This window comes from Massiliimicrobium timonense (genome assembly GCF_002160865.1).
In the GTDB taxonomy this organism is placed as follows: Bacteria; Bacillota_I; Bacilli_A; order Erysipelotrichales; family Coprobacillaceae; genus Allocoprobacillus.
Map to the genome: position 1 here is coordinate 1 of NZ_NFLJ01000028.1, position 19471 is coordinate 19471.

Here is a 19471-nt window from a genome sequence, read left to right on the forward strand (position 1 = left end):
GCTTCAAGTCCTGATGGTAAGGAACTTATTGTTGAACGTTCTAATCCATATCTTCAACGTAATGATTGGGATTGGCCAATCGACCCAACCGGACTTAGAGTTGCATTAAATGAGCTGTATGATCGCTATCAATTACCTTTATTCGTTGTTGAAAATGGTTTAGGAGCTATTGATCATATTGAAGAAGATGGCTCTATTCAAGATGATTATCGTATTGAATATTTAGCAAGTCATATTGAAGCTTTGAAAAAGGCTATTGAAGAAGATGATGTAGATGTGATTGGATATACTTGTTGGGGACCTATTGATATTGTTTCAGTAGGAACAGGTGAAATGAGAAAACGTTATGGTTTTATTTATGTTGATAAAGATGATGAAGGAAAAGGAACATTAAAACGTTACTTAAAGAAATCTTTTTATTGGTATAAGAAAGTCATTGAAACAAATGGTCAAACAAAATTCGATTAAGGAAAGAGGGTAAAAAAATGAATAATGTGTTTGAAAAAATGAACGAAAAGCTTGTCCCTATTGCTATGAAAATTAGTAGTAATAGATATTTGACAGCTATTAAAGAAGGCTTTTTCGGTGTTATGCCAATTATTATTGTAGGATCTATATTCCTACTACTTACAAGCATTCCAATAAATGGTTATGAAGAGTTTATGGCAGGTATATTAGGAGAAAATTGGAATGATATCTTTATGTTTCCATATCGTATCAGTTATGGACTCATGTCACTATATGTTGTCGTAGGGATTGCTAAGTCTTTAGCAAATCACTATCAAATAGGAAGTCGTGAATCTATCATCGTTGCTTTCGTCTCTTATTTTATGTTAACTCCTTTGATTGTAGATGCAGACAATGCTAAAGGTTTACCAATTGATAATTTCGGTGCTTCTGGTTTGTTTTTAGCTATTATTTCATCTTGTTTAGCAGTTGAAATATATCGTTTTATCTTAAAGAGAGGATGGACAATCAAACTTCCTGATGCTGTTCCACAAAACGTAGCTAAGCCATTTGAAGCTTTAATTCCAGTTGCTTTTATCTTTATTATCTTTAATATTATTCGTTTAATTTTTGTAAATACTGATTTTGGTAGTGCACAAAACTTTATCTTTACAATGTTACAACAACCTTTACAATCTCTTGGTAGTACTTTACCAGCAACTTGTATTGTTTTATTCATTGAAGCTATTTTATGGTGTTTTGGTTTACATGGTTCTTCTATTGTTTCTGCTGTTATGAATCCAATTTGGAGATCACTCTCTGCAGAAAATGCTGCTGCACTTGAACTAGGACAAGCTGCTACTAATATTGTTAATTATCAATTTATTGCTAACTTTGTCAAAATCGGAGGAACTGCTGCAACTTTAGGTTTAGCTATTGTTATTCTTCTCACAGCTAAATCATCTCAATATAAAGCATTAGGAAAATTATCTATTGTCCCTGCTTTATTCAATATTAATGAGCCAATTGTCTTTGGATTACCAATTGTTCTCAATCCAATTATGGCTATTCCATTTATTGTTGCTAATATTGCTGTTGCTATAGTAACTTATGCTGCCACATTCTTTGGATTAGTTCCAGTAAGTATTGGTGTCGAAGTTCCATGGACAACTCCACCTATTATTTCAGGATTCTTATTATGTGGTTGGCAAGGTGCTGTTTTACAAATTGTTCTTATTCTTGTGAGTATGGCTATCTACTATCCATTCTTTAAAATGCAAGATAAACAAGAATACGATAATGAACAGCTTGCCACAAAACAATAAAACAAAAGGCATGAAAAGCATGCCTTTTTTCACAGGAGGAACAAAAAAATGAATAATATATCACTTATAAAAAGAGCTATTGCCTATATGATTGATTTATATTTAGGTACACTTTTATCTACAATTCCTATTTCTCTTACTACTTATTATCAATTTCATCAAATATCTCAAGATATCACGTTATTTTCTAAACCTATATCTTCTATTTTACTCTTATTAAGTATATTTGCATTAATCCTATATTTTCTAGTTATCCCATATTTCTTTCATGGACAAACGATCGGAAAGAAAATTATGAAATATAAAATTTGTTACTCATCTTTTTCATCATTATGTATTAGACAATGTATATATATGGTTTGCTTAACTTCTCTTACATCTTTAATCATTCAGTTTATCTCTTTATTTTCTTCCATTTCATTAACACCTTATATAAACACTTTCGTTTTTATTTTATCTTTCGTTATGATTATTTATATACTTTGTCATAGAAATCACATTGCATTGTATGATCAATTAGCTAAAACAGAAATTCAATAAGGAGTCGCTTATGGATTATTTAACACATAATGAAATAAAATATGTTCAACAACATCTTGAAGAGAATATTCAATTATTAAAAACACTGACAGAAATTCCTTCACCTACTTTTCATGAAAAAAAACGTGCTACTTTTTGCTTGAATTGGCTGCAATCAATAGGTGCGAATGCTTATATGGATAATGTTAATAATGTTATTTGTCCAATTAATGGGGAAAATAATGAAACATTAATCATTATTATGGCTCATAATGATATTGCTTTTCCTGATATTCAGAATATTCAAGTCAAACAAGTTGATAACAAACTTTTTGCTCCTGGTATTGGAGATGATACGGCTAATATGGTCAATATGTTAATGACCATACAATATATTATCAAGATGAGACTTCAACCAAAATATCAAATCTTATTTGTCATCAATTCAGGAGAAGAAGGATTAGGTAATTCTATGGGTTGCCGTCAGATTATAGAAAAATATCATTCAAAGATTAAGGAATTTATTTCTTTGGATGGCTATCTAAATGAATGTACTTATTGTGCAGTTGGCTCAAAACGTTATCAGATTGATGTAAAAACACATGGAGGGCATTCTTATGTTAATTTTGGTCAAGAAAACGCAATTGCCTGGATTGCAAAGATTATTACACAATTAAATCAAATTTCTTTACCAACTGAAGCAAAAACAACTTTTAATTTTGGAAAAATAGAAGGTGGAAGTGCTATTAATGTTATTGCTAATCATGCCTCTGTAACATATGAATTTCGTTCATCAAGTCAACAATGCCTAAATATTATGGAACAATCGTTTCAAAAAATCATTAATAATATAAATGATAAACATATTGATATTCAAATCAAAGTATTAGGAGAGCGTCCTGGTAATGGACCTTTATCACAAGAAAAAATGAGAAAATTTACAAGTAGAAATCTTAATATAATTCAACATTTTTATAAAAAGAATATTATTTTATGTGAAAATTCTACTGATTCCAATATCCCACTATCATATGGTATTTGTGCAAATACGATAGGAACAATTATTGGCGGTGATGCTCATACTTATCATGAATGGATTGACATTAACAGTATTCCTATTGGGTTTCAAGTTGCTATGGCATTGATTCTTCAATATGTTGATTGGGAATTACGTATATGAGTATAACTATCATTTGCTTACAATTGCTTCAATTATTAATGATGATCTGTTTAGGATTTGTCATTGGTAAATGCCACCTTTTTCATCATCATTTTTCTAATGATTTAACAAAATTTGTTTTGAATATCACTATGCCTTTTTTGATTTTATCTTCTGTAACAACATCTCATTTTGATCAATTGCCTATTTTAGATATTCTCTATGCTAGTTTTTTATTAGTTATTCTATTACCTATTATTGCCTATATTATCATCAAAGTATTCCATATCCAAAAAGATGCATCCTTACATATGTTTATGATAAGTTACCCTAATGTGGGTTTTATGGGTTTTCCTTTAATTCAATCTATTTATGGACAAGGTGCTTTACTATATACTGCTATTATTAATATCGGTTTTAATATTTCTTTATTTTCTATTGGTATATTTATGATGAACTATCAAAATAAGCATGAATTTCATTTTTCTTTTCAAAAAATAATAACTCCAGGTATTATTTCCTCCTTATTAGCTTTATTCATATATGCCTTCTCAATTACCATTCCTTCGCCTATTGCTAACTTTTGTACAAATATTGGAAATATGACAACTCCATTATCCATGTTCATAATTGGTCTTACTATGTCACAATATCATCTTAAACAAATGTTATTTGAAGGCCGTGTTTATCTATTTTGTATCTTTATTAACTTTATATTACCAATTTGTTTTATGCCTTTATTTCAATTCATTCAGAATAATATTGTTAAAGGTATTGCATTAATTATATTGGCTATGCCTGTAGCAAACAGTGCAGCATTATATGCTAAAACTTATCATCAAAATGAACAATTAGCTGTACAAACAATTTTTATTTCTACATTGCTTTCCGTTATTACTATTCCTTTACTTGTTTATTTCTTTTTAATATAGGAGGTTGATTCTATGAGTATTCACCAATATAAACATTTATTACAGTCTATCAATTCTCAAATTTGGTCTTTTTCTGAAATAGGTTATCAGGAATTTCAGACCGTTAAATTATTGACAAGAACTTTAGCTTCATATGGTTTTAAAATAGAGAAAAATATTGCTGGTATAGCGACTGCGTTTAAAGCTACTTATGGTCACCAAAAACCAGTTATTGGCTTATTGGCTGAATACGATGCATTAAGTGGTCTAAGTCAAAAAGCTGATTATTTAAAATATTGTCCTAGAGAGGAAACACATAATGGTCATGGTTGTGGGCATCATTTAATAGGAACAGGTATAGTGGGCTCAGCTCTATTAATAAAAGAATATATTGACCTTCATCCTGATTGTGGATCAATCGTTATTTTTGGTTGTCCAGCTGAAGAAAATGGAGCTGGTAAAACTTATTTAGCCGGAGCTGGTGTTTTTGATCAAATTGATGTTGCTTTAACATGGCATCCAAGTACTATGAACACTGTTATGGTGGGAAGCATGCTAGCTAATTGTCAATATTACTTTCGTTTCCATGGATTAAGTAGTCATGCTGGTGCGGCTCCTGAAAAAGGAAGAAGTGCCCTAGATGCTGTTGAACTTATGGATATTGGAGTTAATTATTTAAGAGAGCATATGGAGATGACAGATCGTATTCATTACGCTATAACAAATACTGGTGGAATATCTCCAAATGTTGTTCAATCAGAAGCTGAAGTTCTCTATCTCATTCGTAGTCGAAATAATCAAAGTGTTCAAAAACTTTTTGAAAGAGTCTCAAATATTGCAAAGGGTGCTGCTCTTATGACTGATACAACTGTTGATATTGTTTTCGATAAAGCCGTCAGCAATGTTATTCCTAATGATACTTTAGCAACTCTTGTTTATAATGTTATGCAGACGGTTCCTTTACCTCAATATAACACTGAAGAAAAACAATATATTAATAATTATCGTAAAATCATTGGTGATGATTGGTATCAAGATTTAGGATTAATCCCCGCTTTTCAATTAGATGACAGACAAAAATTATGTCAAGATCATCCATACGGAGACTTTATTCTTCCCTATTCTCCACAAGATGTTATTGAAACTGCTTCTTCAGACATGGGTGATGTGAGTCAAATAGTTCCTCTTATCCAACTTCATTGCGCCTGTTTTTGTTTAGGAACACAACCTCATTCTTGGATTCAAGTCGCACAAGGGACATCTAGTTATGCGATTAAGGGGATGTTATATGCCAGTGAAGTACTTTATCAAACATGCATTCGTTTATTTGAAGACACAAATATTATTTTGCAAGCAAAACATGAACAAAAAAAACGTACTCAAAATCAAGAATACGTATGTCCAATCCCTAAAAAATATTTAAATCAATAAAATGTATAACTTTCTAAAAAAACATCTTTTTTGTTTTCTATGTGTTTTGTTTGCATCACTTATAATGTCTTTTAATATTAAAACTTTTGTCAATGCTGTTGGTCTCATTCCAAGCGGTTTTAATGGATTATCCTTATTGTTGCAAAGAACCTTTTATCAATTCTTTGAAATTAATATTCCTTACTTTATTATCAATATATCTTTAAATGTATTTCCTGCTCTTATTGGCTTTTATTTTATAGGTAAAAAATTCACAGGCTATTCTATTTTAATGATCATTTTTAATTCTTTTCTTGTTGATATAATTCCAAGTACACCTATAACTTATGATTCATTACTTGTCTCTGTATTTGGAGGTATTATGAATGGTATCGCTATTGTGATTGCTTTATATGGTGGTGCTTCTAGTGGTGGGACAGACTTTGTAGCCATCTATCTATCATATAAACTTAAAAAGCCATCATGGAATTTCATTTTTATTTTTAATATGCTGATATTGATTATTGCTGGATTTCTATTTGGCTTTGAAGCTGCAATGTATTCTATTATTTTTCAATTTGTTTCGACTCAGATCATTGAAAAGTTTCACCAAAAGGATCATAAGATTACTCTTATTATCATTACACAAAAGCCTAATCTTTTAAGTCAAAAATTAATGGAACAAACACATCATGGCGTTACATTAATTCAAGGAGAAGGATGTTATTCACACGAACAAAAAACTATTTTATATACTGTCATAGGTGCTGATGAAGTTAGACATGTCAGTCATCTATGTAAAAAACTTGATTCTTCTGTTTTTATCAACATTATTTGTTCAAAAGATATTAAAGGACAATTTTACCAGAAACCTTTAGAATAAATAATATAATGAATTATTGCTTTTAAGCCAAAAGAAAAAAGCTCATTTCTGAGCTTAATATCCTACTTAATTTCACGCATTATATAGTTTTCTAATATTGGCTTAAATCGGTTGGAAACCTCTAGGTTGGTTTCTTTACTAATCTCTACCAATAACAAAGGATGATAATCTTCATCAATTACAGCATGTGGATTATCTTTAATAATTTTTAAAATGACTTTGAGATTTTGATCATCAATGTCAGTTTTATTAGAAGTACACATTTGCTTGATTCTTTTTAAAGTCAATTTCTGTAAATGATGATTAATATCAAAAAGACTAAACATATAAACCAACCTCCTTTTCTATTACTATCATTATAATACTTTCAAAATCAAATACCAAATATTTATCGTTAAAAACCCTTTCATATTATGAAAATAAGCACTACAGAGTGCTTATTCATCTATTCTTTCTATTTTAAAAATAACTGGTCTAGTCCCATCATTACAACAGGCAATCATTTCATTTTCATGTCTCATCCAATCTTTCATAATAGAACCACCCTGAAGTCCAGCATAAATATAACGACTGACACAATCCCATGCTTCACTACAAAATTTGCCATCTAGCATATGCCAGAAATCATCTTTCCCTCAGTTTCTTTTAAAATATCATGAATCTTTTTGAGCACAGCTTGCTCATCATTTGATCCAATGACCTCATAAGCAATATTTTTAATAGGTTCTACTGCATTTGACATGGCATAAGCATATTTGACTTCCTGCAACATTTCATAATCGTTCATTTGATCTCCAAAGGCTGCACATTCATCTGGATTAATCTGGTATGTATCCTGTAAAAATTTGATACCTACCCCTTTATGCATGTGCTGATTTTGAATATCCATCCATTCATTTCCTGATGTAACAATCTTAACGCCATCTGGTAGCTGTTGACGAATCTCATCTAATAAATCTTGAATATGCTGTTCTTTATCATAGATGGCAATCTTCATAATATCATCATGAATCTCATCATAAGAATCTATAAATGAATAAGCACAATAATATTTTTTAACTTCATTTTTATATGCAAAATAATCTTTTAAAATATAAGCACCTTTTCTCCCACATAAAATGATAAAAATACGTTGGTATTGTGATAAAATATGTACCATTTCTTTCACTTTTTGATATGAAATCACATCACAATGCAATTCTGTTGTTCCTTTCGCAATATAACTTCCATTTTCAGCAATGAAATACATCTGATCACTAAGAGGTAAAAATTTTTGATATAAGCGATAATATTGATTCCCACTCGCTATAACAAACTTTATATTTTTCTCTTTCATTTGATAAAACAAATCTATAAAAGATTTATCAAACTTTTTTTGTGAATCTAAAAAAGTGCCATCCATATCCGTCGCAATTAATCGAATCATTTGTCTTCCTCCCCTTATATGCTTTATTATAAAGAAATTCAAGTCTTGTTTCTAGTCTATAACAAAAAAACACATCTATAAAGATGCGTTTAAAACTTCTAACATATCATTTGGATTTTGAGCAGCCTTGACTTTTGTATATGCCTTTTCGATAATCCCTTCTTCATTAATCAAATATGTTGTTCTAACAACTCCCATAACTTTTTTACCATACATATTTTTTTCTTTCCATACATCATAAGCTTGTATAGCTACTAAGTCTGGATCTGATAACAATGTAAATGGTAACTGATATTTTTCTTCAAACTTTTTATGAGATTTGACACTGTCTTTACTGACACCTAAAATAACAGCTCCTTTTTTGACAAAATCAGGATATAATTGTGCAAATCCACAAGCCTGTTTTGTACATCCAGGTGTATTATCTTTTGGATAAAAATATAAAATAACCTTCTGTCCTCGATATTGACTTAATGATATTTCTTCACCATTTTGATTTAATAAAGTAAAATCTGGGGCCTTTGTTCCAACTTCTAACATCTATCCTTCACTCCTTTGTTTCATCATAATACCTCTACTATGAAAATGCAATCCATTTGCTTAAAATAAAGATTGCTGTAAGATGCCTGATACAATATGAAAAGGTATTTCACACTGAAGATATTTTTGATAGCTTTGTTGATCAAACCAACTATTGATTTGATGAGGTGATAACATAACTGGCATACGTGAATGAACAGGTTGCATCACATCATTAGCCTCTTTTGTTATAATAACAAATTCTCCTTGTTTATTATAACAGCCTGCCATCAATAAAATATCTTCCATTGGTTCAAAAGATATCTGATGTTTATGAATATCCCACTCATAAAATCCTTTCGCTATAATAAGACAACGACGATTTTGAATATCTTCTCGAAATAATGTCTTATCTAAAATCGTTTCACTACGGGCATTAATAATCAGTTTTGAATTGATTGTATAGCCCCATTGCATCATTTTTATCTGACAATGATTTCCTTCTTGAATGATGACTGGCAACATCTGATGAGGTCTACAATCTCCTATCACTTGTAATGATGAAGCAACATCCATCTCCATATCTTTTAAAACTTCATATATCCTTTTAATTAAATAATATCTTCCACACATATTTTTATCTCCAATCTTTTTTTATTATAGCATAGATTCTAGAGTTTTCCTGTATTCTATGAGATAATAGAAGAAAGGATGGTGTCCAAATGAGTGAAACTTATAGTAAAAATTATTTTGAAAAATATGCTGCATTAACATTAGCTACTTTCTTTGATATTGATGAAAAAGACATCTTATTATCAGATCGTCCTGATTTGCGTATTCCTCTTTATCATCATGGCATAGAAGTCACTCAGGCTTTAACACCTGAAGAAGCGGTTGCTGATATGAAAAAAACTTTATATAAAACATTGGATATGACACCCTTTGATCATGATGATCAAAACATTTCTTTTGTTTTTGAAAAAATAGATGATGCTATTGAGCGTAAACTTATCAAGTGTAAAAAGTATGAAAGATATTTGCATAATGGACTTTATATTTTTTCTCACTGTCATAATTTATCTCAAGAAAACTTAAAAACATTTTTAATCCAAAAAGATGTTCCTCATGATTTCTATCATTATCTTTTTATCAATTGTGTCACAAAACTTTATTGTTTTGATATTCAAAAACAGACAATCCATTCATTATCTTTTCGTCGTAATGAACTCATCAAGATGAATATACAATCTTTACTCTATGAAAAAACTTGTCATAAAAAGAGAAGAAAAATTATTATTCCTTAGGAGGACTTATGAAAACTTATGAACTTAATGTCAATGGACATCTTATAAAGGCTCAATTTGATGAACAGAACATTCAAAATATATTTATTCCTTTATTGAAAAAATGGACACAAATGCAAAAAGAAAAGAATCAAAGATTATTGATTCTTTTAGCTGCTTCGCCTGGAACTGGAAAAACAACACTTTCACTATTTCTTGAATATTTATCACAAAATATTTCTAATGTGACACCTTTACAGGCTTTAGGCATGGATGGCTTTCATCGTTATCAAGATTATTTGGATACGCATTATATCATTAAAGATCAACAAAAAATATGCATGAAAGATGTCAAAGGTTGTCCAGAAACTTTTGATGTGGATAGACTCATTAATAAGATAAAAGATATGCAAACAAATGATATTGATTTTCCTATATATGACAGAGTTTTGCATAATCCTGTTGAAGATCAAATTCATATCTGTCAAAAAATAGTTCTTTTAGAAGGTAATTACTTATTGCTCAATGAAGAGAAATGGAAAGATATTCACACTTTATTTGACGATTCTCTTTTTATTGAAGCTCCTATTCAAGAGCTAAAGAAACGCTTGATTCAACGTAAAATGATGGGTGGTATTCCTTATCATTTAGCTAAACAATTTTATGAAAATTCTGATGGTGTCAATGTCAAAAGAGTCCTTAATCATTCTTTACCGGCACATATTCATTTATATGAAAATCATCATATTTATACACAGAAGTAGTATTTCTGTGTTTTTAATTTCTTTTTTCTAAATAAATATTGATAAACAGTGTCCCTAAAAATATAAAGACTAATATTCCAATCAATGTTAAAGATATAATCAGCAATGTGCTAATACCAAATAACGCATAACTCATTAAAAAAATAAAAACCATTATAAATAAAATATAATTCATTATTCTTAAAAGAAGATGACTTGTTTTCATGATAATGAAATCATCTCTTTCATCATTATATATCTTCAATTCTTCAAAGATGCTTGTAGAAAATGCCTGATAATATTGTATCATTGCATAAAATATACCTACTAGCATGGTTATGAAATAACGATATTCATTAGTCTTCATATAAATAATGAAGGCAACAAAAGATAATAGCGTCATGATAATAGCTATGAAAAAATTTCTTTTATTTTTGATCATGAGATTCTTCCTCCTTTAAATTATCTTCTAAACAACATAATTCTTCAATGGAAACATGAAAGACTTGAGAAAGACGATATGCCAGCATAAGTGATGGGTTATATTGTCCTTTTTCAATGGAAATAATGGTTCTATTGGAAACATGAACCATCTTTGCTAACTGCTGTTGTGTCATTCCCTTTTGAAGTCTAAATTCTTTAACTCTTGTTTTCATAAGCACCTCCAATATGAAGTTTACTTCATATATATTATATATTCTTATTTATAATTATACAATAGAAATATGAAGTTTACTTCATATTTAAAATATATATAAAAAGAAAGTCTAACCTTTATTTTTATACTCATCTTTTAAAATGGAATAATAACATGCATCTACAATCCCTTGATTATTCCAGTCACTATGTCTCAAAGTTCCTTCATATGTCATTCCACATTTCAACATTACTTGTCCAGAATGTGGATTTAAAGGATCATGATGAGATTGAATACATTCAAAGCCTACTTCATTGAAAAGAAAATCAATGACTCTATCCAGAACCTCACTCATGACTCCCTGATGCCAATATTGGCGTGAAAGACAATATCCAATAACAGCTAAATGAGTTTTCTCATTCACTTCTACAACTGATATATTGCCAACAGGTAAATGATCATAATCCTTGATAATAATAGCCCAATTATAATAATTCAAATTCTGATATTGTTTAATCCAATCGTCTAAAATCTGTTGTGTGACTTGAATATTCTGATGTGGTTTCCAAGTTAAAAAATGTGTCACTTCTTCATCACTTGCCCAACGTTCAAACATTGCTTTGGCATCATCTTTTTGAAATGGACGTAAAATAAAACGTTGACTCTTTAATCGCTTTGTTCCTTGATGTAACATATGATACCTCCTTGATTTTTATTAATAATCATAATATCATATTGACAAATAGAAATAAAGATTGGAGGATTTTTATGATTAGAGAAGCAACAATACAAGACTTAGCAAGTCTTAATCATTTATTATTTCAAGTTAATAATGTACACGCTGATGAACGACCTGATTTATTCCAACATGGAAGTAAAAAATATACAGATGAACAACTTATCCAAGTCATACAAGATGATACAAGACCGATCTTTGTTTATGAAGATCATCTTCATCAAATACTTGGATACGTCTTTTGTATAGAACAACATCATTATGAAAATAAAAAAACACTTTATATTGATGATTTATGTGTAGATGAAAAATATCGTGGTCAGCATATTGGAAAACAGCTTTATGAATATGTTTTAAACTATGCGAAAACGCAACATTATTATCATGTGACGTTAAATGTCTGGTGTTTAAATGAATCAGCAATGAAATTCTATGAAAAATGTGGTATGACGCCTTTAAAAATCATGATGGAACAAATATTGTAATTGTAAACATTGACATTACATCAAATGCCCTATATAATCAAAACAGAAAAGAAAGAGGGAGTAGATATGCAAATTTCAAGTCGTTTTACTATTGCTGTACATATTTTTTCTTGTATCGACACTTTTGAAAAAGATACCAAAATAACAAGTGATTTTTTAGCTGAAAGTGTCAATGTAAATCCAGTGATTATTAGAAAAATATTATCTCAGTTACGAAATGCTGGTCTTGTTCATGTGCAACGTGGTAGTGGAGGTGCCTCAATAGCTAAAGATCCAAAAGATATTACATTTTTAGATATTTATCATGCTGTTGACTGTATTGAAAATGGTGAATTATTTCATTTTCATGAAAACCCTAATCCACAATGCCCAGTAGGTAGAAATATTCATCATATATTGGATAACAAATTAATACAGGTTCAAAAAGCTTTAGAAAATGAATTGAAAAGCATCACACTCGCAGATATTATCAAAGATACTCAATATTATATTCAAAATGAAAAAAAGGAAAATGTATCAGAATATAATGAATAAACATCATTATATTCTTTTCTTTTCCTCAAATGCTTTTTGAATTTGTTTTTGTAGCTTCAATAAACGCTGTTTATTGACTTTACATACTTGACGATCATATGTATATAAACCATTGATTTCATCTTCTATATCCGATAATTGTGTATAAATACATCCACATAAGCCATGATCAATAGATGGTAACACCATTTCTTCATACATTTTTATCATCTGATCCGTTAATTCTTCTTCACTATGGGTTGTTCCATAACCATAATGACGAGAAGAATAGACATGCTGATCGACAATTCTTGTATAACCACCACATTCACTTAATAATATAGGTCGATTTTGTTTATTTTTTAATACCTTGTTTCTAAAATAAACATGTTCACTTTGAACATCACTTAATTTTTGATGAAACCAGCCAGAAGTGGCATCATAGAAACGAGATGAATCATAGTCTTGACATAATTGATACATGTTATCAGCTTGAATTTGACCCCATCCTTCATTAAAAATAGTATATCCAATAATACAAGGATGATTATATAAATGTTTCAATGTGTCCAACATATGTTTTTGATATATATATTTTTGAAGTTGTTTCCCTCTTACATGATCCAAGCGATATTTGAACCCTAAGTTTGGTAAAACTGTATCTCTGATATAATGATATTGTCCATTATTAACATGATCTTGTATGACTAACATTCCAAGTTGATCACAAGCAAAGTAAAATGCTTCAGGTTCAACTTTAATATGTTTTCTTAGACAATTAAATCCTAATTCTTTCATTCTTAAAATATCTTTTTCATACTCATTCATTTGATGAGGCAAATATAATCCATCATGGAAGTACCCCTGATCTAAAACACCATGTATAAATATAGGCTTTCCATTTAATAGAATATCCTGATTTTTAACCTCTACTGTTCTTAAAGCAAAATAACTTTCTACATGATCATTATCCGTATCTATAAATATTCTATATAGATATGGATTTTCTGTAGTCCATAAATGACGATATGAAGATGGTATGTCTATATCAATATCTTTATCATGAAATATTTCTTTTAAAAATAATTCATCTGCGACAATACTGACTTGATAGTAATCAGCTGTTGTTTCAATATGAAGATGTATCTGATCTAAAGATGGGGTTATTTTTAAATCCTGTATGTAATGTGATTGTACAGCTTCAAGCCAGACAGATTGCCAAATGCCTGATACTGGTGTGTACCACATACCACCTGATTTTTTCTTTTGTTTGCCATAAGGATAAAGATCAGATAGCTGATCAGTGACTTGAACTTCTAAAAGGTTTTCTCCATCTTGAATAAACGATGTAATGTCAAACCAGAATGGTAAATAGCCACCTTGATGTTCTCCTACACACTGATGGTTTATAAAGACTTTTGCGATTTGATCCACAGCACCAAAATGCAAATGAATACTTTTTTCTTTTCCAAACATATGATCATCTAATATAAATGTCTTTTGATAATGAAGATGTTCACCAATTTCCCCTTGATAACAAGACAAAGGAGCTTGTGGTGGATAAGGAACTTGGATAGTCTGCTGGTTTAATAACCATTCTCCATCTAATGATTGAAAGCTTTCTCGATATAATTGTGGACGAGGATAGTCATATTTATTTTTCATATGAAACAACTCCTTTATATTTCTATTATATAATAGATATGTTTTGTCTGAAATCATTTTATACGATATTATTCACAAAGGATGATTATCATGACGTGAAAGCTTACTATGAGTGATGTCGTCTATATGAAAAAAGCATCCAAATGGGATGCTTTTACATTATTGTTTCATTAATTCACTTTGTTTATGTTTTAAAGCTATAAAAGCTTCATCTAAATCATTCATATCATAAACAGTCTTTTCCATAGGACACATACCATCATGTGTTCTATTGATAATATAAGGAACAACTTTTTCACAATCATAACTGATATGATAATATTCCAATATTTCTTTGGCTTTTTCACTTAAGACATAGGCATAAATGTATTTCACTTTTGATAAAATCAGTAACATTGCAGTTGCTTTTCCAATGACTTTATCAACTACGATTGCATCTTCAAAATAATATATATCTTCCTTCATAGGATTTATAATAGGTCCTATGCCATGAAGCTTTGATGTATAGAGTTCTCCCTGTCTATCAGCAATTAATGATAATCCTTCTTCATTAAGCTTTTTTTGCAGTTGCTGCAACTTCATCAAAATATCCTCCCTTAACAATCGCCATGACAATAGTTGGTACAAAAATCAATTGAATAATAATACCTGGAATACCCGTTGTTGTTGCTGCAATGACAGCTGGAATACCACCAAGAGGAATGCCAAAAATGTATGTTGCTATAGAAATCACAATACCATAGATAACCCTTCCAGCAATCATGGAAAGAACTAAGGCAGACAAAGAACCAAATTTCTGTTTAGAGAAATGGAACTGATGAAACAACAGACCACTGACTGTCCCATAAGTTGCCAGTTCACTCATCATAAACAAGACACGATCAGCAGAAGGCATTCCTGTCACAACAAAGCTTGTCAAAGGAGCAAAGATTCCTAAAAATAAGCCATAGATAGGTCCAAGTAACATTCCACCAATAAAAACAGGTAAATGCATTGGAAGAAAAACAGAACCAGCCTGTTGCATACCAATGATATGAAAGACTTGTGGTAATAATAAAGATATAGCTAAACACATAGCTCCAAATGTTAATTTTTTTGTTTTCATTGTAAAACCTCCTCGTACTATATCATAACGCTAAAGTAAGGTTTAAAGTCAACCCTTTTTTTATTTCAATAAGACTTTTTCTTTTCTATACGATATATTTATGCTATACTCCATGATTGAGGTGAGGTTATGAAAAGACTTTATGAATATCTTGATATGATTTCTCAAGAAGATATACATGATTATGTTGAAAAAATGAAATACAACAATGATATGTATACAACTCTATCCAAAGGAATAGAGGATTTTAAACAGTTAACACCTATCTATAATGATAATGTTATTTTTTCATTATATAAAGACATATTATTTCTTCAGCCAGATCAAGATCAACCATTTTTAACACGAAAAGAAGACCACGTTTTTTATAGCCCATTATACTTTGTTGAAAAAATGGACATGACACAACAATTCCCATTAAATTCTATGAATCACCAACAAGCATTAGGTGCTTATGTTGTGGTGGATAAGGATTATCCTTTTATACATATGATTTTACTGATTATTGATAATTTACTCAATGATGTTAAAAGTACAATTCAAAATCAAATCAATGAAATGATTCGTCATCTCCAAGAACAATTTCCTCAAGCAACAATATCTACAGTGAGCGTCATTGCCAGTGACCATGCTCCTCAAGAAGATCAAATTCAACAGATGGAATCACAAATCATTGAAAAACAAATGGATATGAATCAATCTTTTGAACAAAAGACAAAAGAATATTATCAAAGTATTTTATATAATTAAAAAACATGTACTAGTGACATGTTTTTTTATAATAATTCCCCATTTGTAGCAATGACTTTTTTATACCATTCAAACGATTTTTTCTTTAACCTTTTGAACGTTCCCTTTCCCCTGTTATCTCTATCTACATATATAAATCCATATCTTTTTTCCATTTCACCAGTCCCATTGGAAATCAAATCTATACATCCCCATGTTGTGTATCCCATTAAATCAACACCATCTTTGTCAACAGCATCTTTCATCGCTTTAATATGTTCTCTTAAATAATGAATGCGATAATCATCTTGAATTGTTCCATCTTCTTCTACAATATCTTTAGCTCCCAAACCATTTTCAACAATAAATAATGGTTTTTGATAACGATCATAAAGTTCATTCATAGTAATTCTTAAACCTAAAGGATCAATTTGCCATCCCCATTCACTCGATTTCAAATATGGATTTATAACAGATGCAAATATATTACTTTCAGTTTGACAGCTACTATCAGGAGTCGAACTAGAAACTCTTGATGAATAATATGAAAAACTTATAAAATCAACAGTATTTTCCATCAATAAATTCTTATCATCATTCATAAATGGAATGGTAGCTTGATTCTTTTCTATCCATTTTAAAGCATATGGAGGATAATAGCCTCTTGATTGAACATCAATAAACATATAGCTTTCTCGATTATCACATATAGCTTTCCAATAATCTTCAGGTTTACATGTTGCTGGATAATAAGACCCTGCTGCTAACATGCATCCAATTTGATTTTGTGGATTAATCTCATGAGCCAGTTTTGTGACGAGTGCACTAGCAACTAATTCATGATGCGCACAGGTAATCATAGCCTGTATTTTATTTTCATCATCCTTAAATCTTAGTCCTGCTGCAACAAACGGAAAATGAAGTATCATATTGATTTCATTAAAAGTTAGCCAATATTTTACAAAATGTTTATATCTTATCAATAGAACCTTTGCTAATTTAACATAACAATCAATCATTCTTCTATCTCTCCATCCTCCATATTTGTTGATCAAATACATAGGACAATCAAAATGATTTATTGTCACTAATGGTTCAATATGATATTTATGACACTCTTTAAATACATCTTCATAAAATTTTAATCCTTCTTCATTAGGTGATTCTTCATCACCATGTGGAAAAATGCGTGTCCATGCAATGGATATTCTAAAAACTTTAAATCCCATTTCTGCCATTAATGCAATATCTTCTTTATAATGATGATAAAAATCAACAGCTTGATGACTTGGAAAATAGTGATTGTCAATATGATTAATCCATTTTTCTCCTGTTCCAATAGCATATCGATCTTGACCATACGGCATCAAATCGACATTAGCTAAACCACGTCCACCTTCGAAAATACCACCTTCAACTTGATTGGCAGCTGTTGCACCACCCCATAAAAATCCTTCTTTAAATCCCATAACTTTTCCTCCTTTATGCATTGTTTAAATAATATGATAATTTTTTAAATCTTGGTATATAAATAAAATGACTTAAAACTTTTGTACGAAAAAATTGTATCAATGCTCCATTGCATATTGCCATAATGATTGTTCCTAACCCTATACCTACAAAATCATTAAATAATATCAAAGACATGAATAGTGAAATCATTAAAAATGTACAATCAAAACATGTTTTGAATAACTTCAATGATATTTTATATTTCTTAGATAATACTTTACAAAAGAAATCATAAATTTGTGGATAAAAATATGTTTCATAAAACATAGCTACTGCTAAAGCAGATATCAACATACCCAAAAAGAAACAAATCATACGTATTGCCAAAGAAGATATAGTTACCTGAAATATTGGTAATATAAATTTTAAAATATCAGCCGTAGTTGCATATAAAAAACCTGTTATAAACGAACTTAAATAAGCTAAACGAAACTTTCGTAGTACGATACAAAAAATAACAAATAGAAATCCCGCAACTAAATATTCTGCTTGTCCATATGTTAAATGATTATATTTTTGACTAATAATATATGCTGGACAAACAATCATTGACATGCCACAATTAGCTATTGACATTAAGTTAACACCAAACCCCAATAACAAAATAGCGAAAACATAGAGTAATTCACTTGAAATTTTATACATATAACATCCTCCTGTAATCATCATATAAAAAAAATAAGCACAATCAAAAAAAGTTTCCAAAAAGGAAACTCACATTTGTAAACCAAGAAGAATAATATCAATAATATATCTCATCATATATACATGATAAGAAAAATGCAAACAGTGTATAAAAATTTGATTTTCACAGAAATTGATATCATTCTGACATGTAATCAACCATTTATTAACTTTTGTTTTTCTTAGTCTTTGAATAATTCTTTTATCATAGTGAAAAGTATCTCCATTTATGCTTATAACAATAAGTAAATCTTGATTTGTAAAAGAATATTCTTTTTTTAAATCTACGTCACAAATAATTGTATTGATATGATATATATTCAATTCCCTTTGAATATTATAAATAAGTGATCGTGCATCCCCTTGAGCATATAAGTAAATTTTACGGGAAGTTTTTATATTTTTAATAAGTTCTTCTATTTGAGTATAATCTAAATATTTTTGAGTGTACTGTATATTTTTAAGAAAATTATCAGAAAAAATGCTTATGTTTTCCTTTAAAGATAATTTTTTATCAATGAAAAGCTGCCTTCTTTCTAAGGAATCTAAATATGAATAACATTCATATATAAATTCCTCATAATTTTGATAATCTAGATTTCGAATACACTTTGAAACTTGTCCTTTTGATATATAACATGCTTTTGCTATATCTTCAATAGTCATTCTAGGAATCTCTGCAATATTTTCCTTAATAAAAACACAAAAAACATATAATGAATTTTTACTTGTATGTCCATTAATAATATCATTAACCTTATCTATAATCATCATTATCAC

General features: G+C 29.6%; 26 protein-coding genes. 12 read left to right on the forward strand and 14 right to left on the reverse strand.

Going from position 1 to position 19471, the window contains the following annotated elements:
• The 7 genes from B5E75_RS09580 to B5E75_RS09610 all read left to right on the forward strand — a co-directional run.
• On the forward strand, window positions 1–468 hold a 468-nt coding region (locus B5E75_RS09580), incomplete at its 5' end, for a family 1 glycosylhydrolase (protein WP_143746957.1).
• Between the two features lie 17 nt (window positions 469–485).
• Complete coding sequence (locus B5E75_RS09585) at window positions 486–1772, forward strand: PTS sugar transporter subunit IIC (protein ID WP_087297632.1); 1287 nt, start codon at window positions 486–488, stop codon at window positions 1770–1772.
• A gap of 48 nt (window positions 1773–1820) precedes the next feature.
• Window positions 1821–2312 carry an RDD family protein gene (locus B5E75_RS09590; RefSeq protein ID WP_087243635.1) on the forward strand — a complete coding sequence of 164 codons (492 nt, stop codon included), beginning with the start codon at window positions 1821–1823 and terminating at the stop codon, window positions 2310–2312.
• Between the two features lie 10 nt (window positions 2313–2322).
• Entirely contained in the window at window positions 2323–3471 is a 1149-nt protein-coding gene (locus B5E75_RS09595; RefSeq protein ID WP_087243634.1) for a M20/M25/M40 family metallo-hydrolase, read from the forward strand.
• The gene (locus B5E75_RS09600) at window positions 3468–4382 is read left to right on the forward strand and encodes an AEC family transporter (protein ID WP_087243633.1); all 915 of its coding nucleotides are present in this window, start codon (window positions 3468–3470) and stop codon (window positions 4380–4382) included. The genes B5E75_RS09595 and B5E75_RS09600 overlap by 4 nt, the downstream gene beginning before the upstream one ends.
• 12 nt (window positions 4383–4394) lie before the next feature.
• Window positions 4395–5792, forward strand: coding sequence for an amidohydrolase (locus B5E75_RS09605; RefSeq protein WP_087243632.1), 1398 nt, complete (start codon window positions 4395–4397; stop codon window positions 5790–5792).
• A 1-nt stretch (window position 5793) separates the two neighbouring features.
• The gene (locus B5E75_RS09610) at window positions 5794–6654 is read left to right on the forward strand and encodes a YitT family protein (protein ID WP_087243631.1); all 861 of its coding nucleotides are present in this window, start codon (window positions 5794–5796) and stop codon (window positions 6652–6654) included.
• A gap of 62 nt (window positions 6655–6716) precedes the next feature.
• Here B5E75_RS09610 and B5E75_RS09615 read toward each other — a convergent pair whose 3' ends face one another.
• From B5E75_RS09615 to B5E75_RS09635, 5 genes are all read right to left on the reverse strand, one after another.
• Window positions 6717–6980, reverse strand: a complete 264-nt coding sequence (locus B5E75_RS09615; protein ID WP_087243630.1) for a hypothetical protein — start codon at window positions 6978–6980, stop codon at window positions 6717–6719.
• 111 nt (window positions 6981–7091) lie between these two features.
• The gene (locus B5E75_RS09620; protein WP_087304406.1) at window positions 7092–7268 is read right to left on the reverse strand and encodes a TIGR04076 family protein; all 177 of its coding nucleotides are present in this window, start codon (window positions 7266–7268) and stop codon (window positions 7092–7094) included.
• Window positions 7262–8080: a Cof-type HAD-IIB family hydrolase gene (locus B5E75_RS09625; protein WP_087304405.1), complete on the reverse strand. Its 819-nt coding sequence runs from the start codon at window positions 8078–8080 to the stop codon at window positions 7262–7264. Before B5E75_RS09625 ends, B5E75_RS09620 begins: the two co-directional genes overlap by 7 nt.
• Window positions 8081–8155: 75 nt before the next feature.
• On the reverse strand, window positions 8156–8620 hold the full coding sequence (bcp, locus tag B5E75_RS09630; RefSeq protein WP_087304404.1) for a thioredoxin-dependent thiol peroxidase: 465 nt from the start codon (window positions 8618–8620) through the stop codon (window positions 8156–8158).
• 60 nt (window positions 8621–8680) lie between these two features.
• Window positions 8681–9232: an SOS response-associated peptidase family protein gene (locus tag B5E75_RS09635; protein ID WP_087358724.1), complete on the reverse strand. Its 552-nt coding sequence runs from the start codon at window positions 9230–9232 to the stop codon at window positions 8681–8683.
• Between the two features lie 89 nt (window positions 9233–9321).
• On the opposite strand from B5E75_RS09635, the gene B5E75_RS09640 reads away from it, so the two are divergent.
• A complete protein-coding gene (locus B5E75_RS09640; RefSeq protein WP_087358726.1) occupies window positions 9322–9903 on the forward strand; it encodes a hypothetical protein in 582 nt (193 codons plus the stop codon).
• 8 nt (window positions 9904–9911) lie between these two features.
• The gene (locus B5E75_RS09645; RefSeq protein WP_087358728.1) at window positions 9912–10646 is read left to right on the forward strand and encodes a nucleoside/nucleotide kinase family protein; all 735 of its coding nucleotides are present in this window, start codon (window positions 9912–9914) and stop codon (window positions 10644–10646) included.
• Between the two features lie 13 nt (window positions 10647–10659).
• On the opposite strand, the gene B5E75_RS09650 is transcribed toward B5E75_RS09645, so the two are convergent.
• The 3 genes from B5E75_RS09650 to B5E75_RS09660 form a co-directional block, all read right to left on the reverse strand.
• The gene (locus B5E75_RS09650; RefSeq protein WP_087358729.1) at window positions 10660–11067 is read right to left on the reverse strand and encodes a hypothetical protein; all 408 of its coding nucleotides are present in this window, start codon (window positions 11065–11067) and stop codon (window positions 10660–10662) included.
• Window positions 11054–11281 (reverse strand): helix-turn-helix transcriptional regulator, encoded by a 228-nt coding sequence (locus tag B5E75_RS09655; RefSeq protein ID WP_087243620.1) that lies wholly within the window; start codon window positions 11279–11281, stop codon window positions 11054–11056. The genes B5E75_RS09650 and B5E75_RS09655 overlap by 14 nt, the downstream gene beginning before the upstream one ends.
• Window positions 11282–11392: 111 nt before the next feature.
• Window positions 11393–11956 carry a GNAT family N-acetyltransferase gene (locus B5E75_RS09660; RefSeq protein WP_087358731.1) on the reverse strand — a complete coding sequence of 188 codons (564 nt, stop codon included), beginning with the start codon at window positions 11954–11956 and terminating at the stop codon, window positions 11393–11395.
• A 74-nt stretch (window positions 11957–12030) separates the two neighbouring features.
• On the opposite strand from B5E75_RS09660, the gene B5E75_RS09665 reads away from it, so the two are divergent.
• Both B5E75_RS09665 and B5E75_RS09670 read left to right on the forward strand, forming a co-directional pair.
• Entirely contained in the window at window positions 12031–12483 is a 453-nt protein-coding gene (locus B5E75_RS09665) for a GNAT family N-acetyltransferase (protein WP_087358732.1), read from the forward strand.
• 66 nt (window positions 12484–12549) lie between these two features.
• On the forward strand, window positions 12550–13017 hold the full coding sequence (locus B5E75_RS09670; RefSeq protein ID WP_087304399.1) for an Rrf2 family transcriptional regulator: 468 nt from the start codon (window positions 12550–12552) through the stop codon (window positions 13015–13017).
• A 6-nt stretch (window positions 13018–13023) separates the two neighbouring features.
• On the opposite strand, the gene B5E75_RS09675 is transcribed toward B5E75_RS09670, so the two are convergent.
• The 3 genes from B5E75_RS09675 to B5E75_RS09685 form a co-directional block, all read right to left on the reverse strand.
• Window positions 13024–14661 carry a glycoside hydrolase family 2 protein gene (locus tag B5E75_RS09675; RefSeq protein WP_087358733.1) on the reverse strand — a complete coding sequence of 546 codons (1638 nt, stop codon included), beginning with the start codon at window positions 14659–14661 and terminating at the stop codon, window positions 13024–13026.
• Between the two features lie 159 nt (window positions 14662–14820).
• Window positions 14821–15243, reverse strand: coding sequence for a DUF1893 domain-containing protein (locus tag B5E75_RS09680; protein WP_087243615.1), 423 nt, complete (start codon window positions 15241–15243; stop codon window positions 14821–14823).
• Entirely contained in the window at window positions 15212–15766 is a 555-nt protein-coding gene (locus tag B5E75_RS09685) for an ECF transporter S component (RefSeq protein WP_087358735.1), read from the reverse strand. Before B5E75_RS09685 ends, B5E75_RS09680 begins: the two co-directional genes overlap by 32 nt.
• 129 nt (window positions 15767–15895) lie before the next feature.
• Here B5E75_RS09685 and B5E75_RS09690 point away from each other — a divergent pair, with 129 nt between their 5' ends.
• Complete coding sequence (locus B5E75_RS09690) at window positions 15896–16516, forward strand: hypothetical protein (RefSeq protein WP_087358737.1); 621 nt, start codon at window positions 15896–15898, stop codon at window positions 16514–16516.
• 26 nt (window positions 16517–16542) lie between these two features.
• Here the strand turns inward: B5E75_RS09690 and B5E75_RS09695 are convergent, their stop codons facing one another.
• The 3 genes from B5E75_RS09695 to B5E75_RS09705 form a co-directional block, all read right to left on the reverse strand.
• Entirely contained in the window at window positions 16543–17964 is a 1422-nt protein-coding gene (locus tag B5E75_RS09695; protein ID WP_087243612.1) for a 6-phospho-beta-glucosidase, read from the reverse strand.
• Between the two features lie 13 nt (window positions 17965–17977).
• Entirely contained in the window at window positions 17978–18652 is a 675-nt protein-coding gene (locus B5E75_RS09700; RefSeq protein ID WP_087358739.1) for a DUF6198 family protein, read from the reverse strand.
• 69 nt (window positions 18653–18721) lie between these two features.
• Complete coding sequence (locus B5E75_RS09705; RefSeq protein ID WP_087358741.1) at window positions 18722–19462, reverse strand: MurR/RpiR family transcriptional regulator; 741 nt, start codon at window positions 19460–19462, stop codon at window positions 18722–18724.
• Window positions 19463–19471 lie beyond the last annotated feature (9 nt).

Excerpts from the sequence above, each read along its gene's own strand:
- B5E75_RS09675 (WP_087358733.1), bottom strand. The coding sequence starts at position 14,661 with ATGAAAAATAAATATGACTATCCTCGTCCACAATTATATCGAGAAAGC.
- B5E75_RS09670 (WP_087304399.1), top strand. The coding sequence starts at position 12,550 with ATGCAAATTTCAAGTCGTTTTACTATTGCTGTACATATTTTTTCTTGT.
- B5E75_RS09600 (WP_087243633.1), top strand. The coding sequence starts at position 3,468 with ATGAGTATAACTATCATTTGCTTACAATTGCTTCAATTATTAATGATG.
- B5E75_RS09695 (WP_087243612.1), bottom strand. The coding sequence starts at position 17,964 with ATGGGATTTAAAGAAGGATTTTTATGGGGTGGTGCAACAGCTGCCAAT.
- B5E75_RS09625 (WP_087304405.1), bottom strand. The coding sequence starts at position 8,080 with ATGATTCGATTAATTGCGACGGATATGGATGGCACTTTTTTAGATTCA.
- bcp (WP_087304404.1), bottom strand. The coding sequence starts at position 8,620 with ATGTTAGAAGTTGGAACAAAGGCCCCAGATTTTACTTTATTAAATCAA.
- B5E75_RS09665 (WP_087358732.1), top strand. The coding sequence starts at position 12,031 with ATGATTAGAGAAGCAACAATACAAGACTTAGCAAGTCTTAATCATTTA.
- B5E75_RS09690 (WP_087358737.1), top strand. The coding sequence starts at position 15,896 with ATGAAAAGACTTTATGAATATCTTGATATGATTTCTCAAGAAGATATA.
- B5E75_RS09610 (WP_087243631.1), top strand. The coding sequence starts at position 5,794 with ATGTATAACTTTCTAAAAAAACATCTTTTTTGTTTTCTATGTGTTTTG.
- B5E75_RS09650 (WP_087358729.1), bottom strand. The coding sequence starts at position 11,067 with ATGATCAAAAATAAAAGAAATTTTTTCATAGCTATTATCATGACGCTA.
- B5E75_RS09705 (WP_087358741.1), bottom strand. The coding sequence starts at position 19,462 with ATGATTATAGATAAGGTTAATGATATTATTAATGGACATACAAGTAAA.
- B5E75_RS09655 (WP_087243620.1), bottom strand. The coding sequence starts at position 11,281 with ATGAAAACAAGAGTTAAAGAATTTAGACTTCAAAAGGGAATGACACAA.
- B5E75_RS09615 (WP_087243630.1), bottom strand. The coding sequence starts at position 6,980 with ATGTTTAGTCTTTTTGATATTAATCATCATTTACAGAAATTGACTTTA.
- B5E75_RS09685 (WP_087358735.1), bottom strand. The coding sequence starts at position 15,766 with ATGAAAACAAAAAAATTAACATTTGGAGCTATGTGTTTAGCTATATCT.
- B5E75_RS09590 (WP_087243635.1), top strand. The coding sequence starts at position 1,821 with ATGAATAATATATCACTTATAAAAAGAGCTATTGCCTATATGATTGAT.
- B5E75_RS09660 (WP_087358731.1), bottom strand. The coding sequence starts at position 11,956 with ATGTTACATCAAGGAACAAAGCGATTAAAGAGTCAACGTTTTATTTTA.
- B5E75_RS09640 (WP_087358726.1), top strand. The coding sequence starts at position 9,322 with ATGAGTGAAACTTATAGTAAAAATTATTTTGAAAAATATGCTGCATTA.
- B5E75_RS09700 (WP_087358739.1), bottom strand. The coding sequence starts at position 18,652 with ATGTATAAAATTTCAAGTGAATTACTCTATGTTTTCGCTATTTTGTTA.
- B5E75_RS09645 (WP_087358728.1), top strand. The coding sequence starts at position 9,912 with ATGAAAACTTATGAACTTAATGTCAATGGACATCTTATAAAGGCTCAA.
- B5E75_RS09595 (WP_087243634.1), top strand. The coding sequence starts at position 2,323 with ATGGATTATTTAACACATAATGAAATAAAATATGTTCAACAACATCTT.
- B5E75_RS09605 (WP_087243632.1), top strand. The coding sequence starts at position 4,395 with ATGAGTATTCACCAATATAAACATTTATTACAGTCTATCAATTCTCAA.
- B5E75_RS09585 (WP_087297632.1), top strand. The coding sequence starts at position 486 with ATGAATAATGTGTTTGAAAAAATGAACGAAAAGCTTGTCCCTATTGCT.
- B5E75_RS09680 (WP_087243615.1), bottom strand. The coding sequence starts at position 15,243 with ATGAAGTTGCAGCAACTGCAAAAAAAGCTTAATGAAGAAGGATTATCA.
- B5E75_RS09635 (WP_087358724.1), bottom strand. The coding sequence starts at position 9,232 with ATGTGTGGAAGATATTATTTAATTAAAAGGATATATGAAGTTTTAAAA.
- B5E75_RS09620 (WP_087304406.1), bottom strand. The coding sequence starts at position 7,268 with ATGCTAGATGGCAAATTTTGTAGTGAAGCATGGGATTGTGTCAGTCGT.